Annotated in this window: 9 protein-coding genes; 8 read left to right on the top strand and 1 reads right to left on the bottom strand. The window is 65.0% G+C overall.

Annotation, left to right across the window (positions count from 1 at the left end; translation table 11 throughout):
• Window positions 1-63: 63 nt before the first annotated feature.
• The 5 genes from ACE191_RS16545 (at window position 64) to ACE191_RS16525 (ending at window position 5,244) form a co-directional block, all read left to right on the top strand.
• On the top strand, window positions 64-258 hold the full coding sequence (locus ACE191_RS16545; RefSeq protein WP_400193349.1) for a twin-arginine translocase TatA/TatE family subunit: 195 nt from the start codon (window positions 64-66) through the stop codon (window positions 256-258).
• 16 nt (window positions 259-274) lie between these two features.
• A complete protein-coding gene (tatA, locus tag ACE191_RS16540) occupies window positions 275-685 on the top strand; it encodes a twin-arginine translocase TatA/TatE family subunit (protein ID WP_400193348.1) in 411 nt (136 codons plus the stop codon).
• Window positions 686-701: 16 nt separating this feature from the next.
• The gene (gene gatA, locus ACE191_RS16535; protein WP_400193347.1) at window positions 702-2,147 is read left to right on the top strand and encodes an Asp-tRNA(Asn)/Glu-tRNA(Gln) amidotransferase subunit GatA; all 1,446 of its coding nucleotides are present in this window, start codon (window positions 702-704) and stop codon (window positions 2,145-2,147) included.
• Between the two features lie 6 nt (window positions 2,148-2,153).
• Window positions 2,154-4,163, top strand: a complete 2,010-nt coding sequence (locus ACE191_RS16530; RefSeq protein WP_400193346.1) for a LysM peptidoglycan-binding domain-containing protein — start codon at window positions 2,154-2,156, stop codon at window positions 4,161-4,163.
• Window positions 4,164-4,644: 481 nt separating this feature from the next.
• Entirely contained in the window at window positions 4,645-5,244 is a 600-nt protein-coding gene (locus ACE191_RS16525; RefSeq protein ID WP_400193345.1) for a hypothetical protein, read from the top strand.
• Between the two features lie 115 nt (window positions 5,245-5,359).
• Here the strand turns inward: ACE191_RS16525 and ACE191_RS16520 are convergent, their stop codons facing one another.
• Entirely contained in the window at window positions 5,360-7,333 is a 1,974-nt protein-coding gene (locus ACE191_RS16520; protein ID WP_400193344.1) for a hypothetical protein, read from the bottom strand.
• A gap of 262 nt (window positions 7,334-7,595) precedes the next feature.
• On the opposite strand from ACE191_RS16520, the gene ACE191_RS16515 reads away from it, so the two are divergent.
• From ACE191_RS16515 to sprA, 3 genes are all read left to right on the top strand, one after another.
• A complete protein-coding gene (locus tag ACE191_RS16515; RefSeq protein WP_400193343.1) occupies window positions 7,596-9,866 on the top strand; it encodes an NADP-dependent malic enzyme in 2,271 nt (756 codons plus the stop codon).
• Window positions 9,867-10,096: 230 nt separating this feature from the next.
• Window positions 10,097-10,702: a Holliday junction branch migration protein RuvA gene (ruvA, locus tag ACE191_RS16510; RefSeq protein ID WP_400193342.1), complete on the top strand. Its 606-nt coding sequence runs from the start codon at window positions 10,097-10,099 to the stop codon at window positions 10,700-10,702.
• Between the two features lie 36 nt (window positions 10,703-10,738).
• Complete coding sequence (gene sprA, locus ACE191_RS16505) at window positions 10,739-18,241, top strand: cell surface protein SprA (protein WP_400193341.1); 7,503 nt, start codon at window positions 10,739-10,741, stop codon at window positions 18,239-18,241.
• Window positions 18,242-18,371 lie beyond the last annotated feature (130 nt).

The following is an 18,371-nucleotide window of genomic DNA, read 5'->3' as shown; positions in this document are numbered from 1 at the left end:
CGATGGCCGGCGCATTCGTACGCCTTCCTTTACCCGCAACTTTCATTCGACCTCATGCAACCGATGTTTTTGCTCATAGGCGGCCTTGGCACTACGGAAGTACTGCTGATTGTTCTCGCCATCATTCTGCTGTTCGGCGCCAAACGCATTCCGGAGCTGTTCCGGGGCATGGGCCAGGGTATCCGCGAGTTCAAGGATGCCTCCAAGGACTCCAAGCCGGAGTACCGCGACAACAACCCGCAGCCGCCCCGCGCTTAATCTTCCCGTTACTGCCATGCAAACGCCATTTTTGCTGTTTCTAGGCGACCTGGGCGGGGGTGAGATTATGCTCATCATGGTCGTCATCCTGATTTTCTTCGGGGCCAACAAGATTCCCGAGCTGGCCCGCGGCCTGGGCAAGGGCATCCGCGAGTTCAAGGATGCCTCGCGCGAGATTCGCAGCGAAATTGAAAACGCCGGCACCTCCCCCGACCCGCAGCGCCCGGCGCCGCACCCGGGCTACCAGCAACCGCCTACCGGCTATCAGCAGCCGGGCTACCAGCCGGCCCCGCCCGCCCCGGTAGCCTACCAGCCCACCGCGCTCGACCAGCCCGAAGCCCCGGTAGCAGCTCCCGAGCAGCCCACGGTGACGCCCGCCGGCCTGCCCCACGTTCCCGCTTCCGACGACAAGCATCCGACCACTTGATCTAACCCACGCTCCCTTGAGACGCTTCAACTCCCTCACGGAAGTTCGCCACGAGCTGGCGGCCGGTACTCTCACCTGCCGCCAGCTCGTGGAGTATTACCTGGATAACATTGCCCGCAAGCCGCACCTGAACGCCTTCCTGGAGGTGTGGGCCGACGAGGCCCGCCAGCAGGCCGAGGCCGTGGACGCCAAGCTGGCGGCCGGCACCGCCGGCAAGCTGGCCGGCATGGTCATCGGGCTGAAGGACGTGCTGGCCTACCAGGGCCACGCCCTGCAGTCGAGCAGCCACATCCTCGACGGCTTCAAGTCGCTCTTCACCGGCACGGCCGTGCAGCGCCTCATTGACGAAGACGCCATCCTGATTGGGCGGCAGAACTGCGACGAGTTTGCCATGGGCGCCTCCAACGAAACCTCCTACTTCGGCCCCGTGCGCAACGAGCTCGACCCCGAGCGCGTGTCGGGCGGCTCGTCGGGCGGCTCGGCCGTGGCGGTGCAGGCCGACCTGTGCCTGGCCTCCATCGGCTCCGACACCGGCGGCTCGGTGCGCCAGCCGGCGGCATTCTGCGGCATCGTGGGCCTGAAGCCAACCTACTCGCGCGTGTCGCGCTACGGCCTGGTGGCCTACGCCTCGTCGTTCGACCAGATTGGCCCGCTCACCCGCTCGGTGGACGACGCGGCCCTGCTGCTGGAAGTCATGGCCGGCCCCGACGAGTTCGACGCCACCGTGAGCCAGGAGCCCGTACCGGCCTACAGCCAGCTGCTCGAGCCCCAGCCACACTACCGCGTGGGCTACATCCGCGACACGCTGGAGCGCCCGGGCCTGGCCGCCGACATTCGCCAGGCCACCGAAAACGTGATTGAGCAGCTGCGCGGCCAGGGCCACGTGGTGGAGGCCGTGGACTTTCCCTACCTCGACTACATGGTGCCCACCTACTACATCCTGACCACGGCGGAGGCCAGCTCCAACCTGGGCCGCTTCGACGGGGTGAAGTACGGCTACCGCGCCGCCGATGCCACCGACCTGGAGTCGCTCTACAAGAAAAGCCGCAGCCAGGGCTTCGGCCCCGAGGTGCAGCGGCGCATTCTGCTGGGCACCTTCGTGCTGTCGGCCGACTACTACGATGCCTACTACACCAAGGCCCAGCGCGTGCGGCGCCTCATCAAGGAGCAAACCGACGAGCTGCTGCGCCAGTACGACTTCCTGATTCTACCCACCACGCCCACCACGGCGTTCCGCATCGGCGAAAACACCAAGGATGCGCTGGCTATGTATCTGGCTGATATCTTCACGGTTCAGGCTTCGCTGGCCGGGGTTCCGGCCATTTCGCTACCCGTGGGCCAGGACCAGGATGGCCTGCCCATCGGGCTGCAGGTAATGGCCGGTGCGTTCCGCGAAGCCGAGCTGCTGGCCTTTGCCAAACACGTGTCCGAAAACGTCCCGGTTTCCGTCCCCACCCCCTAGCCTGGCATGAAACGACCGATTCGCGCTTCCGCTTTGCTGTTGTTGGCAGCTGCCTTTGCCCGCCCCGCCGCGGCTCAGACGCAACTTCCGCCCACGGTACAGCCGGGAGGCGAACTGGTCGACACGGTACAGGTGCAGCTCGAGCTGCAGCCCGATTCGCTGGTGGCCGAGCCGGTGGAAATCGACTCGGTGCGCCTGGCTTGGCTGATGGAAGCGCCCAAGCTCAGCGACTTGGTCTGCGACCGGATTGGCTGCTTCGAGACGGACGTGCCCCACACGTTCAACAACACCGTGATGGCGCACGTGACCTACTTCACGCAGCGCAACCGCGGCTACCTGCAGCGCGTGCTGGAGCGCGAAAACCTGTACTTCCCGCTGTTTGAGAAGTACTTGGCCAAGTACGGCCTGCCCCAGGACCTGAAGTACCTGGCCGTAGTCGAGTCGGCGCTGATTCCCACGGCCAAGTCGCGGGTGGGGGCTACCGGCCTGTGGCAGTTTATGGGCCCCACCGCCGGCGACCTGCGCCTGCGCCGCGACGAGTGGGTGGACGAGCGCATGGACCCGGAGAAGTCGACCGAGGCGGCCTGCAAGCACCTGCGCTACCTCTACGGCATGTTTCACGACTGGGAGCTGGTGCTGGCGGCCTACAACTGGGGCGGCGGCAACGTGCAGCGCGTGATGCGGCGCACCGGCAAGCGCAACTTCTGGGAGATGTATCCGCACATGCCCAAGGAAACGCGCAACTACGTGCCCAGCTTCACGGCCATTATGTACGCCATGAAGTACGCCCAGCAGCACCAGCTACACTCGCCCGAGCTGCGCTACCAGTACGCCGAGCCGCTGGATACCCTGCACCTGGGCGGCCGCGCCTTCGACGTAACCCGCCTGAGCCAGGCCTGCGGGCTCGATTCGGCGGCCCTGCTGCGCCTGAACCCCGAGCTGCGCAAGCATTACCTGCCGGCCGGCTACCGCCCCTACGCCGTGCAGTTTCCGGCCACGGCCCGCCCGCTGCTGCGCGAAGTAGACCGCGCCACCCTGTTCGATTACTGCCGCCCGGCGGCTACCCTGCCCCAGCCCATTCGGCCGCTGCCGCCCCGCCTGGCGGGTTTTGAAGCAGTTCCGCTGCTGGCTTCTTCGACGAACGCGGCACCGCCGGCCCGCAACGATGAGGCGCCGCGCACCCAGCGCAAGGTGCACACCGTGCGCCGGGGCCAGTCGCTGGCCGAGCTGGCCAGCTGGTACGGCGTGAGCCAGAGCCAACTGCGCCGCTGGAACAACCTGCCCAAGGGTCGGGCCCTGCGGCCGCAGCAAAAGCTGGTGGTATTCCTGCCGGCCAAAGAGGGCACCACTACCGGTCAGGCCGTAGCCACCCGGCCCGTAGCGGCGCCGGCCGTGGCCGCTGCCCCGCGCACGCCCGCTGAAATGGGCGTCAAAGTCACCAAACGGCCCGTCACGGCGGCGGTAGCTAAACCGGCCGCCGAGCAACCCACTGTCCCGGCCCCGGCACTGGCGGAATCCAAGCCCGAAGTAGCCAGCGCCCCGCAATCGGCCGCGGCGGTGGCCGAGCGCAATCCGGCAGCCGCCGATAATTCCGCCGATGCAGTTGCGGCCCAGGCCCAAACGCAGGTGGCAGCCGCTACCGAGTACGTGGTTCGCCGGGGCGACTACCTCACCAAGCTGGCCCGCGAGCAGGGCGTATCGGTGGAGCAGCTCGTGGCCTGGAATCAGTTGAAATCGGAAATCGTGACGCCCGGCCAGAAGCTGCGCCTCACCGCTCCCGAGTTGACCGCGGAAGCCGGGGAACCGGAACCCAAGGCTACAACTCAGGCCGCGGCCCGGCCCAAGCCGCGGACGAATCTGCCCGCCCTGCAGCGCGTGCACGTGGTGCAGCCCGGCGATACGCTCTACAACATCTCGCGCCGCTACCAGGGCCTGACGGTGGAGCAATTGCGCAAGCTCAACAACCTCAAATCGGATGAGGTGAAACCCGGCCAGAAACTGGTAGTAGCCAGCTAGGCCAGATAGGCTGCAGCCAGCCCCATTGCCCGATACCATTCCCCAAACGCTGACCTAAACAATTCGGCTCAAACAATTTCGGATTGTTTTGGCCGAATTGTTTAGGTCAGCTTCGGGCCGAACGCGGAGCCAGCAGAACGACCATGCTTTATCCGGCGTCCGCGAAGTCTACCCGTAGGTCGGCGTAACCAAGCTTCTCGAAACCTTCCACGGCACCCTCCAAAGAGAGGAATGCCAGGTGAAGCGGGAGAAATGCTTCGCCCGGGGCTCAGCATGACGTTCTGTTGGCTCGGCAGGGCGACCGGCCAGGTACCCTAGCTGGTCGCATTTTCTTCGGCCATAACACCCAGCAGCCCGCGAGTCAATCACATGTTTTGTGTGAACTGAAAATCAGCACCTTTCGAATTTTTCATCGGTTGCTGCGTGGAAGGCAAGCGGGCTGGCATTGCGTTGGCAATGGCGCCGCCAAACCTCATCCGATATGAAAACCTTTCCTCTGCTCCTGCTGGCCGCTGTTCTGGGCTTTACCACCGCCTCCTGCGACGACCAGCCCGAAGCAACTCCGCAGCCCCAGTCCGCTCCCGCGGCCGATTTCAACCTGTCGCGCTCGTTTTACTACCCCGGCACCACCGTATTCAGCGGTGTGAGCTACCCGACGCCGGATCTGCGCGGCCATAGCAGCCTGAACGCCGACGGCCTGCACTTGCAGTTCAACACCCTTGACCGGCGCGAAGGCCTGGCCCTGAGTGTAGACCGCTCGCGCCTGGGAGCCGACTTGCTGGGAACCTACACCCTGCGCTCGGCCTCCGACAGCCGCCCCGCCGCCACCGTCGGCTACGGCTACAACTACCGGGTAACCGACAGTGGCACCTCGGGCAGCTACTACGCCAGCAGCTTTTCCGAGCTCGAAGGTCAGGTACGCATCACCGCCTACGACGCCACCCGCCGCCTGGTCAGTGGTAGCTACGAGGTGCGCCTGCCCGACGTGAGCGACCCTACCGACTCGGTGCGCACCCGGGCCAATCAGCTGCGCTGCCGCGTTACGCTCGGCGGCAGCTTCGAAAACCTTTCGGTAGAATAGCCTTCTTCTGACAAGCGTCAGGCGCCCCTCCCCCACCAGTTCGGTTGGGGAGGGGCGCCTGCATTTTGCCCCCGACGACTATCACCAATTCCTAGTGCCGCCTCGACGCTGAAGCTTACTTCACCTCAACGCGCAGTTGGGTTGGCCGCGCGCCGCCATTGTGCACCCGTAGCAGGTAGGGCCCGGGCGCCAGGTCCCGAGTGCTTATTTCCCCGTCGAGCCAAGCGCCGGCAGTGGGCAGCGTACTGGTCCGCTGCACCCGCCCGAGCATATCTGCCAGCTCCACCCGCACCTGCGTAATTTCGACCGACACTGCCCCGCTAACTCTCACCCAACCCTCCGAAACAGTAGGATAAGCCGTCAGTGCTGGCTCCCCAAAGTGGTCGGGCGTAGTGGCGCGGCCCGGGTTATTGGGACCGGGGGCCGAGGCCGGCGTGGGTGAAGCGCCGAACCCGGCCGGCGTTTCTACCACGCCGTAACCGTACGATGCCAGCCCGGGCGGGGTCGTGCCCGTGAGGCGGGTACCATTGGCGTCGACGGTCACGTTGCTGAGCGGCCGGCCGCCTACCCAGGCTTGCTGGGCCCCGCTCAGATTGAGGCCGGTAAAAGTGAAGGTGACCGTGCCGGCCGTAATGCGCCGCACCACGCTGGCAACCAGCGGCGGTGTGCCTAGGGTGGCCCCGTAGAGCAGGGTGTTGCCGGGCACTCCGGGCCGGGTGGTAAGCTGGGCCGGGCTAAACCGCAGCAGCGAGCCGGGTGGGGTATCCACCACTACACTGAGTTGATCGGGGGCATCGACGGTGAAGCTCTGCGGGATGAGCGCACCGCTGCCGGCCGTGCCGGTGCGCACCCAGCGCAGCTTGCCGGCGGGCGTATAGCAAGCCGCCACCACGTACACCCCACCCGGGTCGGGCAGGGTGATGGGCCCGAATCCGGTGGCACGCCGGCAGCGCAGCACCTGATAAACGTTACCCCCTGGATCCGTTTTGATGCTCAGAATATCGGCGGAGCTGAACAGCGGGGCGTAGGGCTGCTGCGCATACTGCACGGTGCCGCTTGGGTCGGTGCGCAGCCAGAAGTCCTGCTGCCCATTGAGCGGGGTGCCGCCCAGCCAGAAAAAAGGAAAGAGGCTGGCACTGCGGCCCACTACGTAGTAGGCCCCGGGCTGCTCGGGAGCGGCCTGCACGCTCTGCGTCACCACGCCGGGCAGAATATCGACCCGCCGCACCGCCCCGGAGTGTTCCAGTACAATGACGGCGCTGTTGACCCCGGCGCGGTTGTAGGTAACCTGGCCTACCTGAATGGCGTTGCGGAAGGAGGCTGTAACGTAGGCTGCGCCGGTCGGGTCGAGCGACACAGCGTAGTGGTCGGGCAGGCGCAGCTGTTCGCTGGCCAGGCGCAGCCACCACGTGCCGTACGGACTGATGAAGCGGTGGCCCGCTATGGCGGCCGATTGCCGGTTGGGCACGGCCGTCAGCGGCCCTACTGCCCCGACAAATTCACTGGCTACTACGGTGTACAGCTGGGCGGGCATCAGGTCGTAGCCGCGCAGCGTCACGGGCTGGTCGATGGCCTTTGGCAGTCCGAATCCCCAGAAGTCGGAACCGGGGCCCAGGCAGTTGTTTGGCGACTCCCGGGACAAGTCGCCGTGACACATCAGGGCTGCCGCTTTGCGCGGCACGTGAAAATCGGGGTTTTCGGGCCCAGGGGAACCGGGGGGCGGCGTGAAGGGAATACCAAAGTAATTGACGGGCCCCATCACCCGGGCCGCGGTGCGCACATTCCCGAAGTTGTCCAGCACGGCCCCGATAAACCGGGTGTCGGAGCCGAAGCCACTGTCGTCGCGAAACAAGTCGTTGTTGGCCGCGTCGGCTTTCTGAATCACCAGCGTGTTGGTGGCCTGCCCGGCCACCAGCTCGTGCCCCACTCGGTATTGATTGCCGGCTGCATCGTGCAGCCACGCCGTCATGAAGTAGCGCGGCTGGCTGGAAAAGCTGCTCAGGTCGACCAACTGGGTCTGGGCTTGAGCCGATAACACCACCCCCAGCAGGGCAGCCAGCGTGGTTGACAGAAGTGGGGGTTTCTTCATAGCGCAACGGGTTTGGTGCAGTCGCGGACCCGCCCCGTGCCGGCCCGCCAGCCACAGCGTGACTGGAATAGAAGGTAGGGCCGGCACTTCCCTCGCCGGATTGCATCTTTCAGGGCTGGCTATACTCTGCGAAAAATTCCGGCGCCCCGGCCCCGCTGCCCTTCAATCCGCGTTGGGCTTTCATTTCCTTTTTTTTCGCCCCAACTTGCTTAACGGCCGCGCCCCGACGCGGCCGTTTGTTTGTTTGCACCCACTGCCACCCATGCTGAAGATCAATAAGGAAGAGGCGCTTAACTACCACTCGCAGAATCCCCCGGGCAAAATCGAAGTCGTGCCCACCAAGCCCGTCAGCACCCAGATCGACCTGGCACTGGCCTACTCGCCGGGCGTGGCCGAGCCCTGCAAGGAAATAGCCAAGAACCCCGAGGACGTCTACAAGTACACCGCCAAGGGCAACCTGGTAGCCGTCATCAGCAACGGCACCGCGGTGCTGGGCCTGGGCAACATCGGCCCCGCCGCCTCCAAGCCCGTGATGGAAGGCAAGGGCGTGTTGTTCAAGAAGTTCGCCGGCATCGACTGCTTCGACATCGAAATCGACGCCAACGACCCCGACGAGTTCATTCGGGTGGTAAAGGCCCTGGAGCCCACCTTCGGCGGCATCAACCTCGAAGACATTAAGGCCCCCGAGTGCTTCCGCATCGAGACGGCGCTGCGCGAGCAGATGAACATTCCGCTCATGCACGACGACCAGCACGGCACGGCCATCATCTCGTCGGCGGCCCTGCTGAACGCGCTGGAAGTGGTGGGCAAGAAAATCGACCAGATTCAGCTCGTCGTCAGCGGCGCCGGCGCGGCGGCCATCAGCTGCCTGCGCCTGTACCTGGAGCTGGGCCTGAAACGCGAAAACGTGGTGGTCTTCGACAAGGACGGCGTCATCAACGAGCAGCGCACCGACCTGGCCCCGCTGCAGCTGCAGTTTGCCACCCACCGCCCCGTGACCTCGCTGGCCGAGGCCATGGAAGGCGCCGACGTATTCCTGGGTCTTTCGGCCGCCAACGTGCTGCCCGCCGAGCTGCTGCTGCGCATGGCCAAGGACCCCATCGTGTTTGCCCTGGCCAACCCCGACCCGGAAATTGCCTACGAAGTGGCCATGGCCACCCGCGAAGATTTGATCATGGCTACCGGGCGCTCCGACCACCCCAACCAGGTCAACAACGTGCTGGGCTTCCCCTACATCTTCCGCGGGGCCCTCGACGTGCGGGCCACGGAGATTAACGAGGCCATGAAGCTGGCGGCGGTGCACGCCCTGGCCGAGCTGGCCAAGGAGCCGGTGCCCGACATCGTCAACAAGGCCTACGGCGACAACACCCTGGCCTTCGGGCGCGCCTACCTGATTCCCAAGCCGCTCGACCCGCGCCTGATTACCACCGTGAGCCCGGCCGTGGCCAAGGCGGCCATGGAAAGCGGCGTGGCCAAGCACCCCATCAACGACTGGACGGCCTACGAGGACGAGCTTCGCTCGCGCCTGGGCGTCAACCAGAAGCTGATGAACCGCATCACCTCCCGGGCCCGCTCGGCGCCCAAGCGCGTGGTGTTTCCCGAGGCCGACAACTACAAAATCCTCAAGGCCGCGCAGATCGTGTGCGACGAGGGCATTGCCCAGCCCATTCTGCTGGGCAACCGCGAGAAAATCGAGCAGATTGCCCGCCAGAACAACCTCGACCTCGACGACTGCCAGATTATCGACATCCTGAAGGAAGACCAGAAGCGCGACGAGTACGCCGAGCTGCTGTTTCGCAAGCGCCAGCGCAAGGGCATGACGCTCTACGAGGGCAAGCGCCTGATGCGCGAGCGGAACTTCTTCGGGGCCATGATGCTCGACAGCGGCGAGGCCGACGCCTACATCACCGGCCTTACCAAGGACTACGGCAAGAGCATCGTGCCTTCGCTGCAAATCATTGGGGTGGAAGACGGCGTGCAGCGCGCCGCGGGCATGTACATCATCCTGCACCGCAAGGGCCCGTTCTTCTTTTCCGACACCACCGTCAACATCGACCCCACGGCCGAGCAGCTGGTCGACATCATCGGGCTGACGGCCCGGGCCGTGCGCTTTTTCGACACCGAGCCGCGCATTGCGGTGCTGAGCTACTCCAACTTCGGCTCGAACCAGGGCCCGCTGCCCGACAAGATGCGCCGCGCCACCGAGCTGGCCAAGCGCCGCTTCCCCGATTTGATTCTGGACGGCGAGATGCAGGCCAACACGGCCCTGAACCGCGGGCTGCTGCGCGAGCATTACCCCTTCTCCGAGCTGGCCGAAAAAGGCGCCAACACGCTTATTTTCCCCGGCCTCACCTCGGGCAACATCGCCTATAAGGTGCTGCAGGAAATCGGCGGGGCCGAGGTCATCGGCCCGGTGCTGATGGGCATGCGCAAGCCGGTGCACATTCTGCAGCTCGGCGCGAGCGTGCGCGACATCGTGAACATGACCGCCATTGCCGTGGTCGACGCGCAAACCTACAACCAGCCGCTGTAGTGGGAGCTTGGGGGCTTAGGGTTTCGAAACGCTAAGCCCCAAGCCTAAAAAAAGCGTTTGGCGCTATATAGGCGCGGTTTTTTGCAGCCGGTCTTCGGGCGGAAAAAGTTATTTTCGGGGATAAATACGGCGGAGTTTACTGTTGGCTCTATTACCCCCACTGACTTGGCGCGGGCCCGACCGCCAAGCAGCCAAGTCCCCTAGATCCTCAGTTCCCAAGACCTCAATCCATGATTGCCTACCTCGACGCCAAGCTCGCCTATAAAGACCACGCGCAAGCCATTCTCGACGTGAACGGCGTGGGCTACGAAGTCCGCATTTCGCTGGCCACCTACTCCAAGCTGCCGGCCGAGGGCGAGCGGGCCAAGCTCTACACCTACCACCACGTGAAGGAAGACGGGCAAACGCTCTACGGCTTCCTCGACCCCAACGAAAAGGCCCTGTTTATGCACCTGATTTCGGTGTCGGGCATTGGGCCGGGCACGGGCATCGTCATCGTGTCGTCGATGTCGGTGGGCGAAATCCGCCAGGCCATCATTCAGGAAGACGTGCGCTCGATTCAGGCCATCAAGGGCGTGGGGCCGAAGACGGCGCAGCGCATTGTGCTGGATTTGCGCGACCGGCTGCGCAAGGACGAGCTGCTGGCCAAGGCCGGCGTGGAAGTGGTGCCGCTGGCCAAGCAGCACAATACCAACCGCTCGGAAGCGTTAGCCGCCCTGGTGACGCTGGGCTTTGCCCGCGCCGCCGCCGAGAAGACTCTGGACCAGATTCAGCACCGCCATGGCCAGGAATTGAGCGTGGAGGAATTAATTAAATTTGCTCTTAAGTCAAACTAGCTTCTTGCTGCTGCCCGCCCTTTACGCTCTCGTTTCTTGAAATCCGGTAAGAAGTCCTTCACCGCCCTCTCCGTCGTTACGGCGTCGCTGCTGGCCTGGTGGTCGCAGGCTGAACCGGCCGGCGGCAGTCGCGCTTTCGCCTTTTCGCAGCTCTGGAGCTGGCTGGAGTCGGGCCCCACGCGGCCGTGGCTGCTGGCCCCGCCCGATACCATTCGGCCCGCGGCCGGCGACACGGCGCGCTACCGGCCCAGCCGCCGGCCCCGCGTGGCGCCCCAGGACCGGCCCGGCAACTTTCTGTCGGAGCGCCGCCGCTCCCCGCTGATTCTGCCCCTGCCCAGCAACGTGCAGCGCCAGGTAACGCTGGGCGACTCGCTCGACTTCGTGGACGTGGAGGAAAACATCGGCCCCGAGCTGGACTACCGCGACCCGGCCCGCCTCAGCTACGCCGAGTTTCAGCGCCTGCAGCAGCAACAGGCCGTGCGCAACTACTTCCGCACCAAGTCGGAGGGCAGCATTGCGGGCGAGGGCGGCACGGCCGCGGCCCGGCGCCTGGTGCCCAAAATGTACCTCTCGCCCACCCTGGGCCGCATTTTCGGCGGCGACTTCATCGACATCCGCCCCAACGGCGCGGTGACGGTGATGCTGGGCTGGCGCCAGAACTTCAACGACAACCCCACCCTGACGCTGCGCCAGCGCCGCAACGGTGACTTTCAGTTTCAGCAGAACTTCAACCTGAACCTGACCGGGCAGATCGGCGACAAGCTGAAGATTCTCTTCAACTACGACACGCGGGCGGCCTTCGACTTCGAAAACCAGATCAAGGCCGACTTCACCGGCTACGACACCGACATCATCCGCGACGTGGAGGTGGGCAACGTGAGCTTGCCGCTGAACAACTCGCTGATTCAGGGCGGGCAGAATTTGTTCGGCGCCAAGGTGCAGATGCAGTTCGGCAAGCTGGCCGTGACCAGCGTGGCCGCCACCCTGCGCGGCACCGCCGACGAAATCCGGGTGCAGAACGGCTCCCAGAGCCGCAACTTCGAAATCAAGGCCTCGCAGTACGAGGCCAACCGCCACTTCTTCCTCTCGCAGTTTTTCCGCGACCGGTACGACGGCGTGCTGCGCAACCTGCCCACGGTGCAGAGTGGCATTGAAGTGCGCCGCCTGGAGGTGTATATCACCAACGACAACCGCACCACCGAAAACCTGCGCAACGTGGTGGCCCTGCAGGATTTGGCCGAGCCTACGCGCCTTTACCGGGGCCGCTTCGCCAAACCCCTCTCGACGGCACGCACGCCCGCGGCCAACGGCGTGAATACGCTGTTTGAAAGCATTCTGCCGGCCCGCCCCGCCCCCACGCCCGCCGACCGCCGCGACGAGCTGCAGGTCGACAACTTCCTGCAGAACACGCTGCAGCTGGAGAAAACCATCGACTACGAACGCGTGCGGGCCCGCAAGCTCGACCCGCGCGAGTACAAGTTCAACCCCCAGCTGGGCTACCTCTCGCTGAACACGCCGCTGCTGCCCGAGCAGGTGCTGGCCATTTCCTGCGAGTACATTTTCAACGGGCGCACCTACAAGATTGGCGAGCTGGTCGACGACTACGCCAACGTGCGCGAGAACGAGGTCATCTACCTCAAACTGCTGCGCGCCACCAACCCCGGCGTGGGCTTGGCCGACCCGGCCGAAAACCCGCTGAACCCGCGGCTGAGCACCCGCAACCTGCCGGTGTTCGACCTGATGATGAAGAACGTGTACCCGCTGAACGCCACCCAGCTCAGCCGCGACCAGTTTCAGCTCGACATCGTGTACAAGGACGACGCGACGGGCGTGGACCTGCTCTCGCTGAAGGAAGGCGGCGACATTGCCAACCTGCCGCTGACGCAGGTGTTCAACCTCGACAACGTCAACCCCAACAACGACCGGCCCTCCGACGGCAACTTCGACTTTCTGCCCGGCCTGACCATCGACCCCGAGCTGGGCCGCGTGATTTTCCCGGTGGTGGAGCCCTACGGCAGCTACCTGCGCGCCCGCCTGGCCCAGGCCGACACCACGCTCAAGCAGAAGTACGTGTACCAGGAGCTCTACAACCTGGTGCAGAGCGACGCGGCCCAGGTGCAGGAGAAAGACAAGTTCTTCCTGAAAGGCCGCTACGCCGCTACTGCTACCGACGAAATTACTTTGCCCGGCATCCGGGTACCCGAGGGCTCGGTGCGCGTGTACTCGGGCTCAACCCTGCTGCAGGAGGGCACCGACTACCAGGTGTACTACGACCAGGCCAAGGTAAAAATCCTGAACCAGAGCTACCTGAGCTCGGCCGCCGAGCTGCGCGTGCAGTTCGAGCGCGACGCCGTGGTGCAGGTGCTGCCGCGCCGCCTGGTGGGCACCCGCCTCGACTACAAGCTCTCCGACGACATCAACTTCGGCGGCACGGTGCTGCATCTGCTCGAAAACCAGGCGCCGGGCATCAACCGCGTGAACCTGGGCGAGGAGCCGGGCAACAACACCGTGTACGGCCTGGACGTGAGTTTGCGCCGCGACTCGCGGGTGCTGACCAAGTACCTCGACATGCTGCCCTTCGTGAACACCAAGGCGCCTTCGTCGGTGGCGTTCAGCGGGGAGTTTGCCCAGCTGCTGCCGGGCCGCTCCAAGCTGGGCCGCGGCGAAGACGGCGTGTCGTACCTCGACGACTTCGAAAACGCCCGCACGCCCTACTCGCTCGGCGGCCTGGCCTCGTCGTCGACGTGGCGGCTGGCCAGTACGCCGCTGCCGATTGGTGGCACTCAGCAGGGCCTGGCCGCCAACTACCGCCGCGCCAAGCTGGCCTGGTACACCGTCGACCAAACCTACTACACCAGCGGCCCGAGCAAGCCCAGCAACATCGGCCTCGACGATGCCTCGCTGAAAAACCACTACACCCGCGGCGTGCCGCGCAACGAGGTGTTCCCCAACCGCGACAACGGCGCGCTGGGCAACAGCTACGAGAACACCTTCGACATTGCCTACTTCCCCAACGAGCGGGGTCCCTACAACTTCAACCCCAGCGTGTCGCCCGACGGGCGGTTGCTGAACCCGGGCAACCTGCTCAGCAACCGCAACAACTACGGCGGCATCTCGCGCGAAATCACCTTCGACACCGATTTCGACAACGCCAACGTGGAGTACCTGGAGTTCTGGATGATGGACCCCTTCATTCAGAGCCGGGTGACGGGCCAAAACGTTATCGACGACTCGCAGAACCCGGCCCGCCCCAACACCAGCGGTGGGGAGCTGATCTTCAACCTGGGTTCGGTATCGGAAGACGCGCTCAAGGACGGCGTGTACGAGTTTGAAAACGGCCTGCCCGACGGCAGCGAAGACCCCTCGGCCCCGCCTATTACCCGCGAAACGCCCTTCGGCGTGGCCCCGCGCCAGCAGTTTCTCACCGACGCCTTCAGCACCGTGCCCGGCGGCCGCGCCCGCCAGGATGTGGGCCTCGACGGCAAGACCTCGACCGAGGAGCAGCAGTTTTTCCAGAGCCTGCCCACCTACGCCAGCCTGCCCGACCCCGCCGCCGACGACTTTCGCCACCACCTCGACGAGTCGTACACCCAGGCCAACGTGAAGATTCTGGGCCGCTACAAGGACTTCAACGGGCTGGAAGGCAACTCGCGCGAGAGCGGCACCCAAAGCTCCACGGCCTTCCCCGACAAGGAAGATCTGAACCGCGACAACGTTATCAGCGACACCGAGCGCTACTACGAGTACCGCGTGCCCCTGCAGGCCGGCCAGCTGCGGGTGGGCGAGAACTACGTCATCGACAAGGTGACCAACACGGTGAACGGCGACGAGGTATCGTGGTACCAGTTCCGCATTCCCATCCGCACGCCCTCGGGCATCGTGGGCAACAACAACCAGGAGTTCGGCTTCAAGTCCATCCGCTTCATGCGCATGTACCTCACGGGCTGGCAGGAGCCGGTGGTGCTGCGCATGCTGCAGTTCCAGTTCATTGCCAACCAGTGGCGCCGCTACCTGGGCGTGCTGGCCCAGTCGGGCACCCAGGGCATCGGCATCACCGACGCCGACGCCTTCGCCGTGTCGACGGTGAGCGTGGAGGAAAACGGCCTGACCGCCGGCAGCAGCGACGCCATTCCCTACCTGGAGCCCCCGGGAATCCAGCGCGACCGGGAATATGGCTCGAGCACGGTGAACCGCCGCCAGAACGAACAGTCGCTGCGCCTGTGCGTGGACGGGCTGGTGGACGGCTACTCCAAGGCCGCCTACAAGAACGTGAACCTGGACATGCTGCGCTACAAGCGCCTGAAGCTGTTTCTGCACGCCGAAAGCGAAAGCAACGTGCAGGACTACGAGGTGCGCGGCTTCATTCGCCTGGGCACCGACTACACCCAGAACTACTACGAGTACTCGCTGCCGCTGAAAATGACCCGGGCCGGCTCGGGCTTGACCCAACGCGACATCTGGCCCGAGGAAAACGAAATTGACCTGGCCCTGCAGGACTTCATCGACGCGAAGGCCCGCCGCAACGCGGCCCGCGCCAGCCTGCTGCTGCCCTTCGTGGTGAACATGCCCAACGGCGCCACCATCACGGTGGTGGGCAACCCCGACCTGAGCGCGGTGCAGGGCGCCATGATTGGCGTGCAGAACCCGCTGGACTTCGGCGGGGGCGGCGGCCCGAGCAAGTCGGTGTGCCTCTGGGCCAACGAGCTGCGCGTAAAGGACTTCGACCAGACCTCGGGCTGGGCCGCCACGGCGCGCTTCAACACCAAGCTGGCCGACGTGGCCAACGTGACGGCCACCGGCTCGTTCACCTCCATTGGCTTCGGCTCGATTCAGGACAAACCCTCGCAACGCTCGCTCGAAAACGTGGCCCGCGGCGACGTCAACGCGGCCATTGCCGCCGAGAAATTCCTGCCCGAGAAGCTGAACCTGCGCGTGCCCATGCTGCTGCAGGCCGGCCAGGAAAGCCGCTCGCCGCGCTACGACCCGCTCGACCCCGACACCCGCCTCGACCAGTCGCTGCAGAAGTTCGAGACCGACGAGGAGCGCCGCAACTACCGCCGCGAGGTCACCACCCAGATTCGCAGCCGCTCCATCAGTTTGCTGAACGTGCGCAAGGAACGCTCGCCCACGGCCAACCCCGACCGCAAGCCCAAGCCCTACGACCCCGAGAACCTGGCTCTGAGCTACTCGCTCACCGAGCGCCTGTACACCGACATCCGCACCGACCGCGAGTTCACGCGCACCTACACCGGCGCGCTGGCTTACACCTACCAGCCCACGCCCAAGAGCTTCGAGCCGCTGAGCAAGGTGCAGGCGCTGAACTCGCCTTACCTGAAGTTCCTGCAGGAGCTCAACTTCACGCCCCTGCCCTCGCGCTTCGCCTTCCGCGCCGACCTGGACCGCCGCTACAACGAGCGGTACCTGCAGCGCACCCTGGTGCCGGGCCAGGTGCCCGAGCGCGGCAACATTCCGGGCGTGTTCCAGAAAAGCTTCTTCATTAACCGCATCTACGACCTGAAGTGGGATTTGACGAAGAGCCTGATTCTGGACTACACCGCCACCAACCGCAGCAGCGTGGACGAGGGCCCCGGTCCCACCATCGGCGACGACCTCGTGGCCCAGCAGAACCGGGCGGCCATCAAGCGCAACCTGCAGCGCGGCGGGCGCACCACCAACTTCAACCAGACCATTGCCCTTACCTACCGCCTGCCGCTCGACAAGTTTCCGCTCACCGACTGGCTGAGCGCCGACACCCGCTACGCGGCCAACTACACCTGGCAGGCGGCTTCGACGGCCATTCGCGCCCCCGCCCCGCTGATTCCCGGCGACTTTACCGACACGACCACCACGGCGGTGAACCTGGGCAACACCATCCAGAACAACCGCGACCTCAGCGTGAACGGCCGCATCGACCTGGTGAAGCTTTACAACAAGGTGCGCTTCCTCAACATCATCAACAACGCCCCGCCGCCCGGCCAGAAGCCGGCGCAGGGCAGCGCCATGGACCGCCTGCGCCAGGGCCGCCCGGCCGCGGGTGGGCTGCGCGGCAATGCCGCCGCCGATGCCGCCGCCAACGCCCAGCCCGACTCGGCCCGCAAGCCCGAGTTGCGGGTGCTCAAGGCTGTGCTGCGCTCGTTGATGACGGCCCGCTCGCTGAACTTTACCTACACCAACACGGCCGGTACGCTGCTGCCGGGCTACCTGCCCAAAACCCGCTTTTTCGGCCTCGACGATGACTTCAACGCCCCGGGCATTCCTTTCATCCTGGGCGAGCAGTACAGCCTGAGCACCCTCTACGACCGCGCCAGCCGCAACGAATGGTACACCGGCCGCAGCGACCTGTTGAACACGCCGCTCAGCTCGCTCGAAACCGAAAACCTGAACCTGCGCACCGCTCTGGAGCCCTTCCGCAGCTTCAACATCCAAATCGACGCCCGCCGCCAGAAAGTGCGCAACCGCGAGGTGTTCTACCGCCTGTCGGTCGACTCCAGCACGCTAGCGCCCTTCCCCGACCGGCGCCTGGCGCCGCAGCTGCCGCTGGGCTCGGGCTCGTTCAGCTCGTCGTTCTTCTCGCTGCAAACCCTGTTTGGCGACTGGAACGACGCCAAGGAGTCGGCGGCCTTCAACGAGTTCGTGCGCAACCGCGACATCGTGCGCAGCCGGTTGCAGTCGGCCAATACCCGCACCGGCGTGTACGGCTACAACTCGCAGGACGTGCTGGTGCCCGCCTTCCTCGACGCCTACCAGGGCCGCTCGTCGGCGGGCTACAAGGCCAAGCGCTTCAACCCTTTCGCCGTGATTCCGCTGCCCAACTGGCGCATCGACTACAACGGCCTGAGCGAGCTGCCCCTGGTGCAGCAGTACTTCCGCTCGGTGTCGCTCACCCACGCCTACTCCTCCGACTACCGCATCATCAACTACACCACGGCTTCGCAGTACGTCTCGGAGCCGCAGGGCCTGGCCGAGGAAACCAACCGCGACGGGCAGTTCATCCCGTATTATGTGGTGAACCAGGTGAGCATCGTGGAGCGCATGGCCCCGCTGGTGGGCGTGAACTTCCAGACCACCGAGAAGTTCAACGGCCGCGCCGACTACTCGCTGGAGCGCCAGGTAGTGCTGAACACGACCAACGCCCAGATTACCGAGCAGCGCTCCAAGAGCATCACCATCGGCATCGGCTACACCACCAACCGCTTCCGCATTCCCTTCCGCATCGGGGGCGAGCAGCGGGTGCTGCGCAACGAGTTGAACGTGCGCCTCGACCTGTCGGTGCGCGACAACTCCACCGTGCAGCGCAGCATCCTGGATGTGGAGGAGCCTACCTCGACCACTGCCGGCCGCCCCGGTACACCCGAGCAGCGCGAAACCAACGGCAACCGCCAGGTGCAGCTGCGCCCCACCATCGACTACATGGTGAACCAGCGCCTGAACCTGCAGTTCTTCTTTACCCGCAACGTGTCGGAGCCCCGCGTGAGCGGCTCGTTCCGCAACATCACCTCCGAGGGCGGCCTGCAGCTGCGCTACAGCTTGTCGCAGTAGCCCCGCTACGCCAGTGAGCCACACAAGAAGCCCGGGCAGCGGAAACTGCCGGGGCTTCTTGTGTGCTTGGCACCTCCATTTTACCGGTCCACAATTTCACTATCTCCCCATTTCCGCACCCTACCATTTC

Source organism: Hymenobacter sp. B81 (assembly GCF_044628455.1).
Taxonomy (GTDB): domain Bacteria; phylum Bacteroidota; class Bacteroidia; order Cytophagales; family Hymenobacteraceae; genus Solirubrum.
The sequence above is the reverse complement of the archived record's forward strand: the minus strand, read 5'-3'. Positions and strand labels throughout refer to the sequence as shown.

Excerpts from the sequence above, each read along its gene's own strand:
- ACE191_RS16545 (WP_400193349.1), top strand. The coding sequence starts at position 64 with ATGTTTTTGCTCATAGGCGGCCTTGGCACTACGGAAGTACTGCTGATT.
- tatA (WP_400193348.1), top strand. The coding sequence starts at position 275 with ATGCAAACGCCATTTTTGCTGTTTCTAGGCGACCTGGGCGGGGGTGAG.
- ACE191_RS16530 (WP_400193346.1), top strand. The coding sequence starts at position 2,154 with ATGAAACGACCGATTCGCGCTTCCGCTTTGCTGTTGTTGGCAGCTGCC.
- ACE191_RS16525 (WP_400193345.1), top strand. The coding sequence starts at position 4,645 with ATGAAAACCTTTCCTCTGCTCCTGCTGGCCGCTGTTCTGGGCTTTACC.
- ACE191_RS16520 (WP_400193344.1), bottom strand. The coding sequence starts at position 7,333 with ATGAAGAAACCCCCACTTCTGTCAACCACGCTGGCTGCCCTGCTGGGG.
- ACE191_RS16515 (WP_400193343.1), top strand. The coding sequence starts at position 7,596 with ATGCTGAAGATCAATAAGGAAGAGGCGCTTAACTACCACTCGCAGAAT.
- ruvA (WP_400193342.1), top strand. The coding sequence starts at position 10,097 with ATGATTGCCTACCTCGACGCCAAGCTCGCCTATAAAGACCACGCGCAA.